Raw genomic sequence first — 18520 nt, 5'->3', positions numbered from 1 at the left:
TGGTACTTCCTGGCGTTACTTGGTGTGATGGCGCTCAGTCTCGGGCTGACAGCACTCCGAGCGGGGGAGGCTAACAGGAAGAAGCGCGACAAGCATCCCGATAAATAACAAGCGACTTATGTCGGCGCATGCATCGCGTGACTAGCCGATATGACGCGCTACGCCAAGGTGAGCGCTCGATGCCTCTAAGCTGCGTAAGTCGACACCTGATCTCTCAGTCAGCGTCAGATCAGGTCTGAGATCGTTCGGCCCTCTCTTCGTCACGCGCCGTGATCGACCCAGAGCAGTCCTTCAATGTTCCCCGAAGGAGACGTTGAAATCAGTCCGTGGTCGAAGTGCAAGTCGAGCATATCTGGATCGGGGTATGGAACGCCTCAGCCCGGGAAGTAGCTCAGACCGTTGCGAGAATCAGACGCGCGGGTGTCACACCGATGAGCAATCCGTCATCGCGATTCGCAATATAGCGCTGGTTCAACTCCTCGGGAGTCCACGCATTGGTACGGCTGAATCCCAATGCACCCAGCGTCTCGGTAATGGCGGGCGGTTCAAAGAAAGTTTGCCACGGCTCACCGCGCTCGGCGAATTGCGCCGTCAACTGCTCCATCGCGATACGCATGATCGGCGGCAAGCTCGAAAGTGGCGTTACATACTCGAACAGGACCGCACTTCCTTTGGCGCAACCGGCGATGAAGCGCAACGTCTCGATGACTGCGACCTCGTCGAGATACATCGTCAGGCCGAGCCAACTGAAAATGGCCGGCGAATCAGCATCGAAACCCGCACGCGCCAATCCCTCTTACAGCGATGCGTTCTGTTTGAGTTCGGCGGCTGACGCCATGAAATCGTCTCCCTGCTGATGAATCCGGAAAGTGGACGCACTCGCACGCGCAGGGCGCGCTACTTCAGCGCGCAGTCGACGGGTTGAACCCGTCGGGGGCAAGCGCATCGCGCGAATGGACGTAGACGCGCTGGTGCATGCGACACACAACGCCGGCATCGTTGCTACGCCTCGCTGAGCGTTCATGCGCGCGCCTCCGTCGGTACGCTGCAACGATGACCGTAGCGCGATTGCGTCGCAGTGGTGCAGGGGCGAACACCCAATCCCGCCTTCTTCGTCAGTTCGCCGATCTCTGCTCGCATTGCTTTCGCGGTCGTCGGTGTCAACCATAAAAGCTAACGTAACGTCAGGTGCAAGCGAAATCGACGCGCTCGCGCGCGCCGGGGCGGTGTAGCTGCCCCGAAACTCCAGGGCCATTTGTGCTTACGGAGCCTCGATTGTTGGCGAATTTACGGCGGGCGTCGATCGGCTGGTCTTGGTCTACGTACTGCCCCCAAATAAATTGTATGCTGCGCGAGTCGAACGGGTGCTTTATCGAGTTTCCATCACAGCCGTAGCGCCCTGTTGTCCGCGCTTGTCAATGCACTACTCTTTTTTTAGCATGCGGAGACTACGCTCGGCACCGGAGCGCACGTTGACGCAGTGAGGAGCGCTATGCCACCACGGACGGCAGCCCCCTCCACCATCGTGGTGGTCGGTATTCTGATCGCCTGCGCATTGATGGGCCTGTGCGTGATGCAGTTGATGCAGAGCCGCGACGATGCACTGGACCGCGCCAGTGAGACCTCGCGTAACCTTGGCCTGATGGCTGAGCGCGACATCGAGCGCAACTTCGAGCTTTACGACCTGTCGTTGCAAGCTCTGATTCATGGTCTGCAACGTCCGGACGTGATGGCGTCAGCGCCGGCCTTGCGGCGCGCCGTATTGTTTGATCATGCGATGACGGCGCAATTCCTCGGTTCGATGCTGGTGCTTGATGCCGATGGCAAGATCATCCTGGATTCGGCGCGTGACGTGCCGCGCCAAGGCAATTTCGCCAATCGCAAGTATTTCACCGTCCACCGCGACAATCCAGATGCGGGACTTTTTGTCAGCGACCCGTTCGCGTCGCCCCTGCGCGGGGGAGCGCTCAGCATTGCCCTCACGCGGCGGGTCTCGAATCCGGACGGCTCGTTTGCCGGAATCGCGCTCATTGAGGTCAACCTCGAGTACTTCCACAGGTTGTTCGCCGGTCTGTCGCTTGGACAGCATGGATCGATTTCGCTAATCGGCACAGACGCCATCATGGTGATGCGCCAGCCGTACAACGTGCGCACCATCGGCCGTGACATCAGCAAAGCTGCGACCTTTCGGCAGTTCCAGACCGCATCGGAGGGGGCATTCTCGGAGACGGCGTTTATTGACGGTGTTCGCCGTCTTTACTACTTCAAGCATCTTCCGAACCTGCCGATGATTATCATGGTTGCGGAAGCAGAGCAGGACATCTACGCGAAGTGGCGGCGCCGTGCCGTTACGATCGGCGCGCTGGTGGCGGCCTTCGGCGCCGCTTTCATAGGGCTGTCCATCATGCTCGGCGCCCAACTACGTCGCCGGATGCGTGCTGAGTCTGAGCTCGTGTTACTGGCACGCACCGACGGTCTCACCGGCCTGAGCAATCGCCGCAGCTTCGGAGAAGTGCTGGACCGCGAATGGCGTCGCGCAAGGAGGACGCGTTCCGCCTTTTCGCTCCTGTTCGTCGACGTCGACCGCTTCAAGGCCTACAACGATACCTACGGACACCAGGCCGGGGACGAAGCTTTGGCTGCCATTGCACGTTGCATCGGCGAGAGTATCCGCCAACCCGTCGATACCGCGGCTCGATACGGCGGAGAGGAATTTGTCGTGCTGCTTCCCGATACACCGCCGATGGGGGCCATCCAGATTGCCGAGCGGATTCGTGCGGCAATCGATGAGATGGGACTCGAGCACGCCGGCAGCGAACATGGGCGCGTGACCGCCAGTATTGGTTTCGCGAGTTGGACGCCAGATCAGGACGATGGGGCCGGCGCGGTTATCAAGGCGGCCGACGAGGCGCTTTACGCGGCTAAGGCGACCGGTCGAAACAAAGTCGTTGGCTTTCAGCCCTCTGCTTGACTGGGCGAGGGTGTGATCGCGGGACGGGCCGACGACATTGCGAATTCACTCGATCAGCGTAGGAATCATGCGGCCCCACAGAGAACCCTACATTGCCGTCGAAGCACGGGCGCCACGGCGCCACAGACATGTCTTCGAAGGATCAAGCCCATCTTTGTGAATCTGCGGGAAGCTGGCATTTTCAGGTGTGGGTTATGAGTCACGCGTCTCAAAACTGTCACATTTCATCGATATTGTCCGGCGCTACCACACCCGGAAGGAATGGAAATGAAATTGAAAGCGATCCCGATTCTGATGCTGGCGCTGGTCGGCTCGTCGGCCGTCCATGCGACCGACATCACCGGCGCAGGCAGCACCTTTGCGGCACCGATCTATACAAAATGGGCAGACGCGTACCACAAGTCTGGTGGGGGCAAAATTAACTACCAGGGTATCGGTTCGTCGGGCGGCATTAAGCAGATTCAGGCGAAGACTGTTGATTTCGCAGGCTCGGACGCTCCACTGAAGGACGACGAGTTGGCGAAGGATGGCCTGTTCCAGTTCCCCACGGTGGTTGGTGGGGTCGTTCCGGCGATCAATGTGCCGGGCATCAAGGCCGGAGAGATCACGCTGTCGGGACCGGTGCTCGGCGACATCTATCTCGGCAAGATCAAGAAGTGGAATGATCCGGCCATCGTTGCACTGAACCCCAAGGTCAAGATGCCTGACCTCGACATCGCCGTAGTCCGCCGTGCAGACGGTTCGGGTACGAGCTTCATTTGGACCAACTACCTGTCGAAGGTCAACCCGGAGTGGAAGAGCAAGGTCGGCGAAGGCACGACCGTGGCGTGGCCAACAGGTTCGGGTGGCAAGGGCAATGACGGCGTTGCCGCGTTTGTGCAACGCTTGCCGGGCGCGATCGGGTACGTCGAGTGGGCGTACGCGAAGCAAAATCGCATGACCTATACGGCGATGAAGAATGAATCGGGGGCCGTTGTGGAGCCGACGACCGAAACGTTCAAGGCCGCCGCAGCTGGTGCAGATTGGAAAAAGTCCTTCTATCAGATTCTTACGAACGAGCCGGGCAAGGATGCGTGGCCGGTGGTTGGCGCGACATTCGTGCTGCTGCACACCACGCAGGACAAGCCGGAGCAAGGGAAGGAAACGCTCAAATTTTTCGACTGGTCATTCAAGAACGGCACCTCGGCAGCGGACAGCCTCGACTATATCTCGCTGCCGCAATCCGTGATCAGTGAGATCGAGGCTCAGTGGACGGCAAAGATCAAGGACGCGGGTGGCAAGCCTGTGTCCCAGTAATCGCTGGCATTGCAGCGCCTCGGGGCCAAGCGGTCGGCACGGGGCGTCCTCCCCATTCGCCGACGACTGACGAAGGTCTCGAAACGGGGCGGCCGACGGGATCTCGCATCCGTTTTTCAGCACTTTGCCGGTGAGAACTTACGGGAGGCAAATTCGGTTGCGGACGCGATCGAGATCCTGCGGCATCCCCGAGACGCTTCTCATCGGCTGCCTCGATAACGACTCTGCGGTAGGCATCCGCGGTGTCCGGCTATGGGAGGTCGCCAGCGGCTTTTTCGAAAGTGACCGGAGTCATCGCGGCGGACAACCCGGTACTCGCGGAAAAGCTGCGTCGAGCGAATCCGCATTGAACTCGCCACACTCATCCCACTCCTGTGCCGGCGCGCGGCGCCGAGCTGACCACTTGACGGGATAAGCTCCGCCATGCCTCGATCGCGACGCCTTCGATCTACCTGCACAGCGACGAAGTTACGCGTACCCAGCGGACCCGGAACGCCGTCGTGGACAGATGATCATTATTCGCGCGTACCTTGTTCATCCCCCACAACGGTCCCTTGTCTTGTAACGGCACCTTTACGATTCGGTAATGCCCCATCTGATGCGTGCCCATAAGCGCTCGTGAACGAGATAGCCGATTGAAGTGTAAATATTGCTTACAACCATGAAACCGATCGCTACATGAACGGTGCCGGTGAGCAGATAGAGCGTCCCGAAATCAAGGAACATGATCACAATTCGGTACGTAATAGCCTTGACCACCGATCGACGCCTGCTGACGATTCTTCCCATGTCGATTTCCTTGCACACGTTCTTTCTGTCATCCGACTTATTGATTGAGCGACCTCGAAAGACCGTGGCTCGCTTGGTTCGAACGTCGCGCAAGAAGCCACGAATGAAACTCTTTACCTGTTTTCGGCGTCGCGCTGGAATTTCACAAGCTAGCCCCGGCGGGGATTGCATCGCAGGAAATGGTCAGTTTCATTGCCGTGGGTTTCAGCATAGTGAGCCCGGCACACCTTCGCCATGGACCCGCCCGCGCAAGCGCTTCCTGCGTCACGTTTCATCACGATTGAACGTGCGGTGCGGTATCACCGAAGCTGGGTCCGGAAAGATGAAGTCGGGCGCTCGATGCGTCACGTCAATAGCGCCACCAAACTTGCGTGTCCGTCAGACTGCGTTCAGCGCACACTTGAGACGTTTGCTGACCTCCTCCGCGAGCGCGGCCAGATCCGGTTTCTCGACCAGTTCGAACATCACGGTCGGCTCGATGACATCGATGTGTACCACGCCTGCTGCATCTTGCCGAGCAACGACATTGCAGGGCAGCAAGAGGCCGATTTCCGGCTCTGCTTGTAGCGCGCGATGGGCTAGCAATGGGTTGCAGGCCCCGAGTATGCGATAGGGGGGCATTGTCTCGCCAAGCTTCTTCTTGAGCGCCCCGGCGACATCTATGTCGCTAAGGATACCGAAGCCTTCTTCGGAGAGTGCGTGTTTGACCCGCTCGATTGCTTCATCGAACGAACATGTAACCGTTTTACCAAATCCGTACGACACGCTGCTCATGGTTCTTCTCCAGTGACGAGCGAAGCCAGGCATCCAGCTGGGCTACTCAAGTGCTTGATCCGGGGGGGCATCAAGACGCGACTGCGCAGTCGCGGACTACCACTAAACCGTCCCACGCGCGGCTACATGACTCGTGGTTACGATCACGATCGACTCCGCTGGATTTTGCACGAGCACAGCATCCGTCGATGCATTGTCGGACGCGAGCAACCTCACCGGTGCGGTCGTGGGAACGGGCGCCGGGTCACCGAGCGCCCGGATGTGTCGCTGTAGCACCTCCGGTGTTTCCGTATCCGATTCGAGCGACGTACCGACATTCATGAAGCGGCCCTAAAAATCGGCTGCTTCATGACTCCTTGGACCACCTTGCAGCCGAGTCGGCAGTCTTGATGAAACTGCTTCCGAGCCCGTCATGCACCACTCGATGTCAGTGCGCCACGCCGGAAAGCGCGGTCGGCCATGTCAGCATGATGCTGATGCCGCCACGCCCTGGCACGGTGATGGTTCGCTTGCGTTCTACCCCTTCGGATGTCGCTGTCACTCGATAGGATCCTGGCGGCATTTTTGCGTATATGTATGGCCCGTCGGATGTCGCGGAGAACACGAGCGTCCCGTCCATCTTGCGGAATATCAGGAGCACGCCCGACAGAGATTCGCCGGAAACAGACGCGAACTGAGCCCGCATGCTGTAACGCGAGGCGATGCCGCGCAGCGTAGCCACCTCGTCCAAGCCAACACCACCCGTGATATACGCGATGCCGTGGTCGTATCGCTCTGACAGATTGTCGGCGGTTGCAGCGCCGTTGCTGTCGGGCGCGCAGCCCATTTCCCGATAGCCCATGCCCATACCACCGCCCATCATCGGGACGCGGTTTCGCATAGGTGATGGAAGCGCGACGCCTTGCTCATTCGCTCGATCAAGCATCGTATCGTGCATTCGTTGCGCGATGGCTCGACGGGCTTCGGGCGTCTTGGCGCTGTGCATCTGCTCGCAAAATGTGGCCCGCTCGCCCGGACTGAACAACTGATAGGGCTGCATTTCACGCGCGCCCGACGCCGGCTGTGCACTTGCGTTGAAGGTCGTCACGGATGCTACACACGCTGTTGCGATCAGCAGGGCCGTCGAGAGCCTGGATAGAGGAGGGAGCATGTTGGATCTCCAGATGCGAGGCGAGGTGTATGCGAACGATAGTCGGACAGCAGAACGCTCAGTCGCTTGATATAAGTCAATCGGATGCGCGCGGCGTCATGCGAGGTGCTTGCAACACAGCTGCTCTTGCGAGCCAGCAACGTGTTGCCAAAGCTTGGCGATTTCATGATCGGTGTTTTCCACGGGCATCCATGTTTGATGCCATACCTTGCCTTCGTTGCGCGGCGAGTGTTCGTCGAGCCGCGTTAAGGCCATTGACGTGCGTCAATCAGGGCGATCGCGAAACCTGACAGCGTGACAACACGCTAGCTATCTATTGACTGTGCCACCCATGAGTCAGACGATACAGTACGTGATCTTGAGCGAGGCTGGCCCGGGAATCAGACGTCGCTTACGTTGCAGGAGCCCAAGATGACCAACTTCACCCAATGGGTGCGCTCGGATGGCGTGGCGCCGATATCGATCGGAAGTCCAGGGATATAACTCATCGGGTCGGCGATAGCGCAGTCGCGAAGGATCTCCTGCAGGAGGTATTCCTGAGCTTGGCTGTATGGTTGTGCGACCTTGAATTCCATGCAGCTTTCCGGTTGGAGCAATCAACACCGCATTCAGCCCTACGAACTGCCTCCATTCCGTCATGCCGCTCAAGGGAGATCAAACTTACACTAGGTACGCAACTGCCGACGATAGCGGCATGGCCCTCAACCCGGTGGTATTCATCAGGACCGTTGTCGGGAATGCCCGCTACTTTAGCGTTTTTCCCGCAGCCAACTTTCGGGCTGAGGCGGTGAGTTGATTCCGTTGCTGGTAGAAGTGTCGGCGGATAAGCACCGGATGTCGTAGCGCCGAATCACGAGAACTCTGGAGAACCCCATGGCCCCAGGCGCGGTGAACGAGACCGCTTCGGCAACCAATGCTGCAAGCGCGCAAAAAGCACCGCAGGCAGGCGGATTGAGCAGCGCCGAGGCGCGCCGTAGGCTCGCAGAGTTCGGTCCGAACTCGATGCCGGATACCTCGGCCCACCCGGTGCGCATGGCGCTCGGAAAGTTCTGGGCGCCGGTGCCGTGGATGCTTGAAGCCGCCATCGTGCTGGAGTGTGCCCTTGGAAAATTCGTCGAGGCAGGAATCATTGCGGGGCTCATCGTGTTCAACGCCGCGCTCGGGCTCTTTCAAGAGAGCCGCGCACAGGCGACGCTGAATGCGCTGAAATCGCGACTTGCGCTTAACGCGTCGGTACGGCGCGACGGCGCATGGTCGATCGTTCCAGCCGCGGACCTGGTGCCGGGCGATGTAGTCAAGCTGTCGCTGGGCGACGTGGTAGCTGCCGATATGAAGCTCGTCTCGGGCAACGCACTGCTCGACCATTCGATGCTTACCGGCGAATCAGTGCCGATCGAAGCCGCGGCCGGCGCGCAGACATTTGCAGGCGCGCAGGTACGACGAGGTGAAGCGGTGGCTACCGTAACCGCGACCGGGGCACATACCCGCTTTGGCCGCACGGCGGAGTTGGTCCGTACTGCGCATGTGGTGAGCTCTCAGCAGAAGGCGGTATTACTTGTCGTGCGTAATCTGGCGATATTCAGCGGCGTTGTCATTGCGATGCTGCTTGCCTGCGCGCTGTATCTTCGCATGCCGCTGGCCGATATCGTGCCGCTCGTGCTGACGGCCGTGCTTGCGTCGATTCCGGTGGCATTGCCAGCTACCTTCACGCTATCGGCCGCGCTCGGCGCGCGCGCCCTTGCAGGGCGCGGTGTACTGTCCACACGCCTGACCGCCGTGGACGAGGCAGGCACTATGGACATACTGTGCGCCGACAAGACGGGCACATTGACGCGCAACGCGTTGACAGTCACGACTGTGCAGCCGATGCCCGGCTTCGATAACCAACATGTGCTGACGCTCGCGGCACTGGCGAGCGCTGAAGGGGGGCAAGACCCGGTCGACACCGCGATTCGCGCGGCCGCCGCGAGCCATGTCGCATCCGATGCACCGACGGTGGTCAAATTCACCGCCTTCGATCCGGCGAAGAAAATGTCGGAAGCAAGCGTAACTGATTCCACTGGCGGTGCGCAGCGGATTGTGAAGGGCGCCTTCGCGGTCATAACGGGGCTTGCGGAGCCGTCGCCGACAGCGGCGGCGTTGGCCAGTGAACTCGAGGGGAAGGGCTTTCGGGTGCTTGCGGTGGCGGCAGGCGCACCCGCGGCACTAAAGCTTGTCGGGATGGTTGCGCTGAGTGACCCGCCGCGCGACGATTCGGCCGCGCTCATCACGGAGTTACACGGTCTCGGGGTGCGCGCAGTAATGGTAACGGGGGACGCGCCAGCGACTGCGGGGGTTGTCGCCCACGCGGTCGGTCTCGACGGCGCAATCTGTCCGCCGGGTCCCATTCCAGACGCCGCAAAGCCGGAAGCATTCGCGGTGTTCGCCGGCGTGCTGCCCGAAGACAAATACAAGCTCGTTAAGTCGTTCCAGCAGAGCGGCCATGTTGTCGGCATGTGCGGCGACGGCGCCAACGACGCGCCTGCGCTGCGCCAGGCGCAAATGGGCATCGCGGTGTCGACGGCGACCGACGTCGCCAAATCCGCCGCCGGGATGGTGCTGACCGAACCCGGGCTCAGCGGCATCGTGGCAGCGGTGAAAGAGGGCCGCGTGACGTTTCAGCGCATGCTGACCTACACGCTGAATTCGATCACCAAGAAGATTGTGACTGCGCTTTTATTGGTGTTCGGTCTGGTCATGACGGGGCACGCGATCCTGACCCCGTTGCTGATGGTGATCCTGATGATCGCAGGGGATTTTCTCGCCATGTCGTTGACGACGGACAACGTGGATCCGTCGCCTTCGCCTAATACGTGGCGAATCCGCAATCTGACGATTGCGGGCGTGGTCATAGGTCTCGCCCTGCTGGCTTTCTGTACCGGTGCGCTGGCAATTGGCAGGTTCGCGCTGGATCTGAGCGCTGGTGCACTCCAGACCCTGACCTTCCTGGTTCTCGTCTTCGGCAGTCAGGCGACGCTCTACGCGATTCGTCACCGCCGGCGTATGTGGGGTTCCCGTCCCAGCCTCTGGCTGGTTGCGTCGTCGGGTGCCGATATCGTGATTGCGGTAATCCTTGCCGTTGGGGGAATTGCGATGACGCCGTTGCCCGTCGCAGTAGTAGCGGGGGTGTTTGCTGCAGCAGTGTTTTTTTCGCTCGTGCTGACCGTTCTGAAGATTCCTGTCTTCGCTCACCTGAGGATCACATAGTGCGAAGCATTGTTTTTGTTGATGTCGGGATTGGCGGTGACTGATGCGGTTATGACCGTAAGCGGGATCAAGATGAAAACTAGGTCTGAAGATTTTCGTGTGCAAGAGGGCAATGAAGTCATTCTCGGAAAATGGCCAACGAAGGTGGATCCTCTGTACACTTCAAAAAAGCACTACCAGGACCTACTCGCCGCGCATGTTGCACGACTGAGTTCGCTGCAGCAATTGCTCTATGCATCGAACCGGCATGCTCTTTTGCTGATCTTTCAGGCAATGGACGCGGCTGGCAAAGACGGTGCGATCAAACATGTGATGTCGGGCGTGAATCCGCAGGGATGCCAGGTTTTTAGTTTCAAGCATCCCACGCCCACTGAACTGGAACACGATTTTCTCTGGCGCACCACCCGCGATTTGCCAGCGCGTGGGCAAATTGGCATCTTCAACCGGTCGTATTACGAGGAGGTTCTGATCGTCCGCGTCCATCCGGAGATTCTGCTAGGCGAAGGGATGCCGGATGCGTCGCTCGACAAGCAAGCGATCTGGCAGGACCGGTATCGGTCGATCGTGGATCTGGAACGCCACCTCGAAAGAAATGGAACGCGTATCATCAAGTTCTTTCTTCACCTCTCCAAGGAAGAGCAACGCCGCCGCTTTCTGGACCGCATCGACGATCCGGACAAGAACTGGAAATTCAGTGCGGCGGATATCGAGGAGCGAAAATTCTGGAAGCAGTATAGAAAGGCGTACGAGCAATGCCTCGCCGCAACGAGTACCCGTTGTGCGCCTTGGTACGTCGTACCCGCCGACGACAAAAAGAACACGCGTTTGATCGTTTCTCTCATCATCCTAGACGCACTCGAGTCTCTTAAGATGACTTACCCCAAATCGACAGCGAGCCGGCGACGAGAGCTGCAAGCAATTCGCAGGCGGCTCGAAGGTTGATGTTCGCGGGCTTCGAGGATCGACACAAGAAGTGATATAGAACTATGCCGCCCCCTGTTCATCCTGACCAATCAGCAGTTCGGTCGACGATAGGAACATGAAGCGTGGAACGTCGAGATTCTGCGGTGCCGGCTTGTCGCGGAATACGCGTCCAGCGAGATCGTACGTTGATCCATGACATGGACACAAGAAGCCACCTGGCCAGTTATCGGGCAGGTTTGGCTGAGGCCCCGATTGAAACCGGGGAGTTGGCGTACAACCGAGGTGCGTACATACGCCAACAACGACGAGAATGTTCCGATGGTCGGCACGCGAGCGGAAGGGGTTCTTGCAATAGTTCGGCAGTGGCATCGAGAAAGAGTGGAACGAGTCTGGGTCAGCGACTAGTGGAGTCGCCTCGATCACTCTTTCGAGCATAGTCTGTGAGCGGTCGACGACGAACACCGGCTTTCCACGCCACGCAACCGTCAACATCGCGCCCTCTAACAATTGACTGATGTCGACCTTGACCGGCGCGCCTGCGGCGAGCGCACTGGCTGGCGGCATCAGCGATTCCACAAAAGGAATTGCCGCTGCAATTCCGCCGATACCACTCGCAACGGAGGTCGCGATGAGCCAACGACGGCGATTGACGTCTGGTCCTGCGGACTCAATCGGCATCTCGTCCATGTCAAATCCTTCGAGACAGCAATCTTTTGTGTTTTCCGGGACGCCGTCGTTTCTGAAACCTTGGTCAAACGGATCGGTTCGGCGTCCCGATGCCAAGTCACATCGCCCAGACGAACACTGCGCGGGAATGCGAAGATGCGCGCACGTCGACGTTGCGATGCATGACTTGCCCGTGGTACGTGGCCGTCACGGTATAGTGACCGTCTGGCATCGATATAAGCAGGAATGGCCCCGTAGTCACCGTCGCGAGCACAGTCTTGCCATGCGCATCGGTGATCTGTACCGGGATATCTGCCAGATAGTCGTTCCCGCTGCTCGTGTGTCCGGCAAACTCAAGCACGAGCGAATACTTGCCCATCTCCTGTTTGATTTCAGCCGATTGATCGCTACCGATGCCGCCTGACAGATAGGTAACCTTGGCGGAATGTTCAGGCGGTGGCAGCGATGCCTGCTCAGCGGACAATGCGCTATGGGCAAAAACTGCGATCGTCGCTACCGTGACGCCGAGCGCCATTCTGGTCGAGTACTTCATGACTGCCTCCTCGAGTGTGCTCCATGTCAACGTGCTTGTATCGAAACGTCTTCAACTCACGTTCATGGTGACGAACATTCGCGTGCCCTTCCGGTCGACAATGAGCGCTACGGCACGCCTGAAACGAGCGATTTGCTTGGGGAACTGGGCGGCACTTCTCGCTGGTGCGTTGCCAATCTTCAGAATGATGTCGCTCGGGTTAATCCCGGCGAAGGCTGTCGCTCCGCTGCTTTGGTCAAGGCCTACGCCGCCTTGGACTCGAGTTGACCATTCCTCGTCGTGAGTCAAATTACGTACCTCCAGTCCGTACGTGCCGGCAGACGAGTGGTTTATTGTGTTGACGGACATCTGGTGGGCGCTCATCGACGACAGAACCAGCGTTGCATGGCGCACAGCGTGATCTCGCCAATAAGCAAGATCGATCGCAGTACCGGGACTCAGATCGGCCACTGTTGCCGGCAAATGCGTCGAATCGGAAACCACATTGCCGTTGACGCCAACGATGATGTCTCCCGCTCGCATCCCTGCTTTCGCTGCGGGGCCGCCCGAGTCGACCGACGCGACGAGCGCACCGTTCGGCCGCATCAGCCCGAACGATCTGGCAAGCGGTCCTGTCACCTCTTGAACTGTTGCGCCGATCCGTCCATGTGTAGCTTTGCCGTGTAACTTCAACTGTCGTTCGACCTTCATGGCTTCATCGATTGGTATCGCGAAGCCAAGGCCTTGGTGAGCGTTGCCGTCGTCCGGAAGAGGCGTTTCGATGCCGATGATTTCACCCTTGAGGTTGAGGAGCGGACTACCACCGTCCCCGACGTTTTCGGTAAGATCCGTCTGAATTAACGGAGCGTACGATTGGCCCGGAAGCAAACGGCAGGTATTGCTTACGATACCTCGGGCGATCGAACCTCCAAGTCCGTATGGGGAACCAATCGACGCGACCCATTCGCCTGCTTTGACAGAGGATGACGATCCAATCCTGGCGAACGGTAACCCGTTGACATGAATCTGGAGGAGCGCGACACCGCTGGCCGGATCGCTACCGATTACCCTGGCGCGATACGTTCGACCATCAGCGAGGGTGACGGTAACCTTTGAGGCGCCCGCAATGTCGCTGGCATCGGTGAGGATGTCACCGTCCGGCGAGATGATGAAGCCGCTGGCATGCTGTCGTGCGGAGGTCCCGTGATCACCGTCGGGTGCGGAGGAGAATTTCCTGAAGAAACGAAGGAACGGATCGTTTGTGATGTCCGGCGGAGGCCACAGTTGTTTCACGCTCGCCGTATTGTCAATTTGAGTCACCATAACGGTAACGACGACAGGTCCTGCTATCCGAGCCAAGTTCTCGAAGTCGGAAGCAATCCCAGGGTAGGCCGCCAGTTGTGGTTTTGCGGCGAGTGCTCCTGGCGGAGCCCGTATTGTCAGTACCGGCGCGAGCATTTCCTTAGAGATGCAATTCGCCGACAAGACTGCAATGGCCAGACCACCCAGCGCGATGCGCTTGAATCCGATTTTTGCCATGTCCATGCTCCCGTCGCGCAGCACCGATCGTATGGCCCAAAACGACCGGTACGGCTGTTTCATGGCGCGACAATTTAACCGTAGGTCCCCAGAATTAAATTGCGCTTAAAGAACATGACTACTTGATCAGTTGTACGTTGGCGGGATGACCGCGGCATCCAGCTATACAACTCCGCACGCCGTTCTGGATTACGCTTTTCTGGCAGGCAGGGCAACGACGATGATCGGGAGCTTTTCGAAGGCCCAGAGTGTCCACGTCAGGATCTGTCAATGGATGCTCAAACCAACTGCGCGGCGCTTCTTCGGGGTGCAAGGGCAGTCCTGGCGAGTCCCACGGGTCTCCGCACCTCAGGCAAGTCAATGATCAGAAGAAAGGTGGCAAACCGCTCATTTTCGACTACAGGAAGGAAGGGGGCCGTAAGGTCGGCCAAGGCCGCCGCGGTACGGCAGGATGAAGGTCGGTAGTACACGGGGCCGACGAGGGCGACGCGTGTTTCCCCGCACACTTGGCGCTTTTGCCTGCAAGCAACCCGCGAATCCAACTTCTCCGACGAACCGAAACTGCGCGGTCTGCTCGTCGACCACGACGATCCACTTGCGTCCTCTTGCTTTCGCACGATACGCGGCAGGTCATCTGCGTGAAGTAACGGCTTAACGTCGTCGCCAAGCGATGGTCGCGAGGTAATGACATACTTTTTCCTGCAGCTTTGCGCGAACATTCCGCAAGCGAAGGTACCGTTCAGTTGTCGTCACCCAATGAAATTTCCTGCCGGGTGATGCGCGTCGGAACAGGCAGAATGCGCGGGAAAACGTTCTCGGACGTGAATATCCGGTGTGCTATCGCGCCAAGCACGTGCAAGCCGACCAGCGCAGCCAGTCCGTAAGCCGTTAGCGCATGCAGTTCTCCCAACCAGTGTGACAGCGCGCGGTCTTTCGGCACGAGCGTCGGCAGTGAAAAGAGTCCGAAGCAGTTGGCCGTGTGTCCGGCCGCATTCGTCTTTATCCAGCCGAGCACGGGAATGACGAGCATCAGCAGATAGAGCAGGCCGTGGACGGTGCGCTCGGCGCGATGGTTCAGCGTTCCGGACGGGTTGACCGACGGCGGCAGCCGGTGTCGCGTGCGAAGCCGATTCACGATGCGAACGGCCACGAGTCCGAGAATGAAGATGCCGATCGACTTGTGCAGGCTGACGAGATCTTCGTTGTCGTCCAGCAGCAAGCCGACGATCAGGTTGCCGATCAGGGCGACGGCCAGCAGCCAGTGCAGCAGACTGATCGACAGCGGGTAGCGGGTAACGGTTTTCATGACGGGCGTGCCTGTTCAGTGACCAGAAATGTGTCGGGGTCGGATTAGCCGAGCAGGTCGTGATAGTGCTTTTTCGTACTATTGACCCGCCGCAATGCCTGCTTTGCAGCGGTCAGATCGTTGGCCTGGATGGCGTGGTCGACTTCGGTCAATTCGTCCCTCAATGCGCGCATGCCTTCATCGTAGGTCGCCTGATCGTCGCGATACCGCTGGCGGCTCGCCTGTTGAGCATCGCTTTCGAGCCTGGTCACATAGCCATTCATTTCCGCAGTCGTGCGACTGGCCATGGCCCCCTGCATCGCATGCTTCATGTCTCTCATCAGTGTCTTGATCTCGCCTGCACAGGCCGGCGCGGCAGCCACGGAAAGCAGCACGCCCAGCGTGGCGCAGAAACGGAGTCGGAACGGTAGCCGGTTCATGGCCGTCGATTCGATTGCGGGTGTCGGTGACCGCGACCATAGGGCGTCGACGTTAACGGATTCTTAAGGACCGGATTTTTCCGCGGCTCGCTTGATACCTGCCGGTGCCTGCGGTTATCGTGCGGCAATGACGCCATGTCCGACGTAACTGGAGCACGACACATGCGGGTGCTACTCGTGGAAGACGACAAGCTGATCGGCAGCGGGGTAGAGGACGGTCTGATCGAAGCCGGCATGACAGTCGACTGGGCGCACGACGGCAGGCATGCACAGCTGGCGCTCGAAACCACGCCGTACGACCTCGTCGTGCTCGATCTGGGCCTGCCCCGCATGTCGGGAATCGAATTGCTCGAGTGGATTCGCAAGCGCGGCAACCATACGCCGGTGCTGGTGATGACCGCGCGCGACACGGTGGCCGACCGTGTGAACGGCTTGAGCGCGGGCGCCGACGACTACCTCGGCAAGCCGTTCGACCTGACCGAGCTGATCGCGCGCTGTCGTGCGCTCGTGCGGCGCTCGCAGGGGCGCGGTACCGATACGATCGACTACGGCGACCTGTCGGTCGATCCCGCACTGATGACGGTGACGCGCGGCACCGAACGGATCGGGCTGACGTCGCGCGAATGCGCGTTGCTGGTCGAACTGCTGGCCAACCAGGGTCGCCCGCTCTCGCGCGCCCGGCTCCAGGACAGCCTCTATGGCTGGAACGAGGAGATCGAAAGCAATGCGATCGAAGTGCATGTTTCGAATCTGCGCAAGAAGCTGGGGGGCGACTTGATTCGAACGATTCGCGGCGTCGGGTACGTGGTGGAGAAAGCATCGTGATGCGCTCGATCCGGCAACGGCTCACCTTGCTCGTGCTGTCGGGCGTCGTGGTGGTCTGGACATACTCGCTGGTGTCGAGTTACCGGCAGGCGATTCACGAAGCCGAGGAATGGGACGAAACCCGCATCGAGCAGATCGCAAGGGCGTTCGTCGCGCTCGATGCATCCGATCTCCCGGCCTTTGCGGACATCGTCCTCGGCTCGGGCGAAGACAACGATGGCGACAACGATGCATCGCCGCGCATGCTGTATCAGGTCAGTGACGCCGGCGGACGAATCCTGGCGGCCAGTCCGGGGCTGGAATCGCTCGATCTGCCGGTATTTCCCGCCGCGGCATCGAGCCCGATCCGGTTCGGTAATCCGAAGTGGCACGCCTACGTGCTGACCGATGACGCGCGCGGCCGCACCGTGCGTATTTTCGAGCAACGCACGCATCGTTCGGACTTGTCCGCCGAGGTTGCCCGCCGCGTCGCGCGGCCGCTTGCATTCGCGTTGCCCGTACTGGCCATAATGATCTGGCTGGCGATCGGTCGCAGCCTGACGCCATTACGGACACTGTCCGAGGCGATCGAGGCACGATCCCCTGACAGTCTCGATGCGATTGCCACGAAGGGCATTCCCGACGAGGTGCGGCCGCTGGTCGCCGCGCTCAACACGTTGCTGCACCGTCTGCGCGCCTCGCTCGATCGCGAGCGCGCGTTCACCAGCGATGCGGCACACGAGCTCAAGACCCCGCTCGCCGCGCTCAAGGTTCAGGCGCAGGTCGCGCTCACGGCGCGCGATCCGGATCGTCAGCGGCGCGCGATGCAACGGGTCGTCGAGGGCGTCGACCGGAGCACGCATCTCGCGGACCAATTGCTTGCACTGGCGCGACTTGACGAGACGGTACCGGTGCCCGGCGAGGACATTGAGCTCGCGCGCCTGGTCCAGACATGCGTGAACGACCACCAGGCGCGTGCGGATCGCAAACGGATCTCGCTGACATCGCGCTCCGACGGTCGTGCCATCGTGCATGCGCCGGCGACCCTGTTGCGCGTCTTGCTCGACAACCTCGTCGATAATGCGATCAAGTACGGTCGCGAGCAGGGGAACGTCGAGATCGCAACGTGGCAAGATGCGGGCACGATTGTCCTTCAGGTGCGGGACGACGGTCCGGGTGTCTCGGACGAGAATTTGTCCCGATTGCAGGATCGCTTCTTTCGCGGCGAGGATCACGACGAAAGCGGCAGCGGGCTGGGGCTGTCCATCGTCGCGCGCATCGTGGCCAAACTCGGGGGAAGCTTCGCTTACATCGACGGGCTGAACGGGAAGGGGTTCGGCGTGCGGGTGACGTTGCCTGTGTCGACCTGACCTGGCATCGACGGTATGACGGTCGATCGCATGTCCGGACGAGACGGTCGAGGTCCAGCGGCGTCAGATGGCGCACGCTGCCATGATTTCAGCCGTACGGCACCGGGCGGGCGATTCGGAGTCTGCCTGTGTCTTTCGCGGCTCATGCCTTCGAGGGTGCGCAGTTAACATTGCCTTCATGTTGAACGGAGCATTCTGTCCTTACGGCAGAAGAGGTGTTCTCGGATGCCGGTTCAGTTCATTGGAGGTCGAAATCATGAAGTTCGCTATCCGTACCATTATTCTGGCCGTGGCTATTTCGCCTGCGCTCGCATTCGCTTCTCAGTCAAGCGGTGGCCTGACCAGGGCGGAAGTTCGCGCCCAGATCGTGCAGGTCGAGAAAGCCGGTTACAACCCCGCGCGAAAGGACATTCACTATCCACAATCTATACAGCAGGCCGAGGCTCGCATCCGGTCTTCGGAAACCGCTACGCAAGCCGATGCGTCGGGCTATGGGCCCGCCCAGCCGGCCGGGTTCGGCTCGGGGTCCATGATCCAGCGCCACGCTTCGTCGCGTTCGTTGTACGCGCATCATTGACTCCAAGCACATGCGACCGTCGAGTCGCGCGGTAGAGTATTCAGAATTGGACTCGGAAGTCATCGGTCGGTCGTTTATTTAGGTTCATCGCGGATTACCGGGGAACGCGGCGCGGATCTTGAGGAAGAAGTATTCCTCGTCGCGATACCCGTAGGCC

At 59.7% G+C, this 18520-nt stretch carries 16 protein-coding genes and 1 pseudogene; 7 read left to right on the top strand and 10 right to left on the bottom strand.

Going from position 1 to position 18520, the window contains the following annotated elements; all coding sequences use genetic code 11:
* Positions 1-391: 391 nt before the first annotated feature.
* A pseudogene (locus tag BTE28158_RS30940) lies at positions 392-796 on the bottom strand (class I SAM-dependent methyltransferase); the annotation flags it as partial.
* A gap of 696 nt (positions 797-1492) precedes the next feature.
* Between BTE28158_RS30940 and BTE28158_RS30935 the strand changes: the two are divergent.
* Both BTE28158_RS30935 and pstS read left to right on the top strand, forming a co-directional pair.
* Complete coding sequence (locus BTE28158_RS30935) at positions 1493-2971, top strand: sensor domain-containing diguanylate cyclase (RefSeq protein ID WP_151049148.1); 1479 nt, start codon at positions 1493-1495, stop codon at positions 2969-2971.
* A gap of 267 nt (positions 2972-3238) precedes the next feature.
* The gene (gene pstS, locus BTE28158_RS30930; protein WP_174920270.1) at positions 3239-4267 is read left to right on the top strand and encodes a phosphate ABC transporter substrate-binding protein PstS; all 1029 of its coding nucleotides are present in this window, start codon (positions 3239-3241) and stop codon (positions 4265-4267) included.
* Positions 4268-4840: 573 nt separating this feature from the next.
* On the opposite strand, the gene BTE28158_RS30925 is transcribed toward pstS, so the two are convergent.
* The 4 genes from BTE28158_RS30925 to BTE28158_RS30910 form a co-directional block, all read right to left on the bottom strand.
* Positions 4841-5056: a DUF2061 domain-containing protein gene (locus tag BTE28158_RS30925; RefSeq protein ID WP_170296430.1), complete on the bottom strand. Its 216-nt coding sequence runs from the start codon at positions 5054-5056 to the stop codon at positions 4841-4843.
* 378 nt (positions 5057-5434) lie between these two features.
* Entirely contained in the window at positions 5435-5830 is a 396-nt protein-coding gene (locus BTE28158_RS30920; protein WP_151049154.1) for a DUF302 domain-containing protein, read from the bottom strand.
* Between the two features lie 427 nt (positions 5831-6257).
* Positions 6258-6917, bottom strand: coding sequence for a carboxypeptidase-like regulatory domain-containing protein (locus BTE28158_RS30915; RefSeq protein ID WP_151049156.1), 660 nt, complete (start codon positions 6915-6917; stop codon positions 6258-6260).
* A gap of 443 nt (positions 6918-7360) precedes the next feature.
* Positions 7361-7555, bottom strand: a complete 195-nt coding sequence (locus BTE28158_RS30910) for a hypothetical protein (protein ID WP_151049158.1) — start codon at positions 7553-7555, stop codon at positions 7361-7363.
* Between the two features lie 298 nt (positions 7556-7853).
* Here BTE28158_RS30910 and BTE28158_RS30905 point away from each other — a divergent pair, with 298 nt between their 5' ends.
* Both BTE28158_RS30905 and BTE28158_RS30900 read left to right on the top strand, forming a co-directional pair.
* Positions 7854-10226, top strand: coding sequence for an HAD-IC family P-type ATPase (locus tag BTE28158_RS30905; RefSeq protein WP_151049160.1), 2373 nt, complete (start codon positions 7854-7856; stop codon positions 10224-10226).
* A gap of 72 nt (positions 10227-10298) precedes the next feature.
* Entirely contained in the window at positions 10299-11168 is an 870-nt protein-coding gene (locus BTE28158_RS30900; protein WP_151049171.1) for an ADP-polyphosphate phosphotransferase, read from the top strand.
* Positions 11169-11210: 42 nt separating this feature from the next.
* Here the strand turns inward: BTE28158_RS30900 and petA are convergent, their stop codons facing one another.
* The 5 genes from petA to BTE28158_RS30875 all read right to left on the bottom strand — a co-directional run bounded on the left by petA (position 11211) and on the right by BTE28158_RS30875 (position 15612).
* Positions 11211-11828, bottom strand: coding sequence for a ubiquinol-cytochrome c reductase iron-sulfur subunit (gene petA / locus BTE28158_RS30895; protein ID WP_151049173.1), 618 nt, complete (start codon positions 11826-11828; stop codon positions 11211-11213).
* A 106-nt stretch (positions 11829-11934) separates the two neighbouring features.
* A complete protein-coding gene (locus tag BTE28158_RS30890) occupies positions 11935-12369 on the bottom strand; it encodes a carboxypeptidase regulatory-like domain-containing protein (RefSeq protein WP_239007462.1) in 435 nt (144 codons plus the stop codon).
* A gap of 51 nt (positions 12370-12420) precedes the next feature.
* Complete coding sequence (locus BTE28158_RS30885) at positions 12421-13887, bottom strand: trypsin-like peptidase domain-containing protein (protein WP_239007461.1); 1467 nt, start codon at positions 13885-13887, stop codon at positions 12421-12423.
* A gap of 739 nt (positions 13888-14626) precedes the next feature.
* Entirely contained in the window at positions 14627-15193 is a 567-nt protein-coding gene (locus tag BTE28158_RS30880; protein WP_151049162.1) for a cytochrome b, read from the bottom strand.
* A gap of 44 nt (positions 15194-15237) precedes the next feature.
* Positions 15238-15612, bottom strand: a complete 375-nt coding sequence (locus BTE28158_RS30875) for a cytochrome b562 (RefSeq protein WP_151049164.1) — start codon at positions 15610-15612, stop codon at positions 15238-15240.
* Between the two features lie 162 nt (positions 15613-15774).
* On the opposite strand from BTE28158_RS30875, the gene BTE28158_RS30870 reads away from it, so the two are divergent.
* From BTE28158_RS30870 to BTE28158_RS30860, 3 genes are all read left to right on the top strand, one after another.
* Complete coding sequence (locus BTE28158_RS30870) at positions 15775-16437, top strand: response regulator (RefSeq protein WP_151049166.1); 663 nt, start codon at positions 15775-15777, stop codon at positions 16435-16437.
* Positions 16437-17786: an ATP-binding protein gene (locus tag BTE28158_RS30865; protein ID WP_151049179.1), complete on the top strand. Its 1350-nt coding sequence runs from the start codon at positions 16437-16439 to the stop codon at positions 17784-17786. Before BTE28158_RS30870 ends, BTE28158_RS30865 begins: the two co-directional genes overlap by 1 nt.
* Positions 17787-18042: 256 nt before the next feature.
* A complete protein-coding gene (locus BTE28158_RS30860; protein ID WP_151049169.1) occupies positions 18043-18363 on the top strand; it encodes a DUF4148 domain-containing protein in 321 nt (106 codons plus the stop codon).
* Positions 18364-18520: the final 157 nt, after the last annotated feature.

The organism is Burkholderia diffusa (genome assembly GCF_902499115.1).
GTDB classification, from domain to species: Bacteria; Pseudomonadota; Gammaproteobacteria; order Burkholderiales; family Burkholderiaceae; genus Burkholderia; species Burkholderia diffusa.
The sequence above is the reverse complement of the archived record's forward strand: the minus strand, read 5'-3'. Positions and strand labels throughout refer to the sequence as shown.

Coding starts and splice junctions, on each gene's coding strand:
- BTE28158_RS30900 (WP_151049171.1), top strand. CDS start 10,299: ATGAAAACTAGGTCTGAAGATTTTCGTGTGCAAGAGGGCAATGAAGTC.
- BTE28158_RS30865 (WP_151049179.1), top strand. CDS start 16,437: ATGCGCTCGATCCGGCAACGGCTCACCTTGCTCGTGCTGTCGGGCGTC.
- BTE28158_RS30885 (WP_239007461.1), bottom strand. CDS start 13,887: ATGGCAAAAATCGGATTCAAGCGCATCGCGCTGGGTGGTCTGGCCATT.
- BTE28158_RS30925 (WP_170296430.1), bottom strand. CDS start 5,056: ATGGGAAGAATCGTCAGCAGGCGTCGATCGGTGGTCAAGGCTATTACG.
- BTE28158_RS30910 (WP_151049158.1), bottom strand. CDS start 7,555: ATGGAATTCAAGGTCGCACAACCATACAGCCAAGCTCAGGAATACCTC.
- petA (WP_151049173.1), bottom strand. CDS start 11,828: ATGCCGATTGAGTCCGCAGGACCAGACGTCAATCGCCGTCGTTGGCTC.
- BTE28158_RS30875 (WP_151049164.1), bottom strand. CDS start 15,612: ATGAACCGGCTACCGTTCCGACTCCGTTTCTGCGCCACGCTGGGCGTG.
- pstS (WP_174920270.1), top strand. CDS start 3,239: ATGAAATTGAAAGCGATCCCGATTCTGATGCTGGCGCTGGTCGGCTCG.
- BTE28158_RS30860 (WP_151049169.1), top strand. CDS start 18,043: ATGAAGTTCGCTATCCGTACCATTATTCTGGCCGTGGCTATTTCGCCT.
- BTE28158_RS30870 (WP_151049166.1), top strand. CDS start 15,775: ATGCGGGTGCTACTCGTGGAAGACGACAAGCTGATCGGCAGCGGGGTA.
- BTE28158_RS30880 (WP_151049162.1), bottom strand. CDS start 15,193: ATGAAAACCGTTACCCGCTACCCGCTGTCGATCAGTCTGCTGCACTGG.
- BTE28158_RS30890 (WP_239007462.1), bottom strand. CDS start 12,369: ATGAAGTACTCGACCAGAATGGCGCTCGGCGTCACGGTAGCGACGATC.
- BTE28158_RS30935 (WP_151049148.1), top strand. CDS start 1,493: ATGCCACCACGGACGGCAGCCCCCTCCACCATCGTGGTGGTCGGTATT.
- BTE28158_RS30920 (WP_151049154.1), bottom strand. CDS start 5,830: ATGAGCAGCGTGTCGTACGGATTTGGTAAAACGGTTACATGTTCGTTC.
- BTE28158_RS30905 (WP_151049160.1), top strand. CDS start 7,854: ATGGCCCCAGGCGCGGTGAACGAGACCGCTTCGGCAACCAATGCTGCA.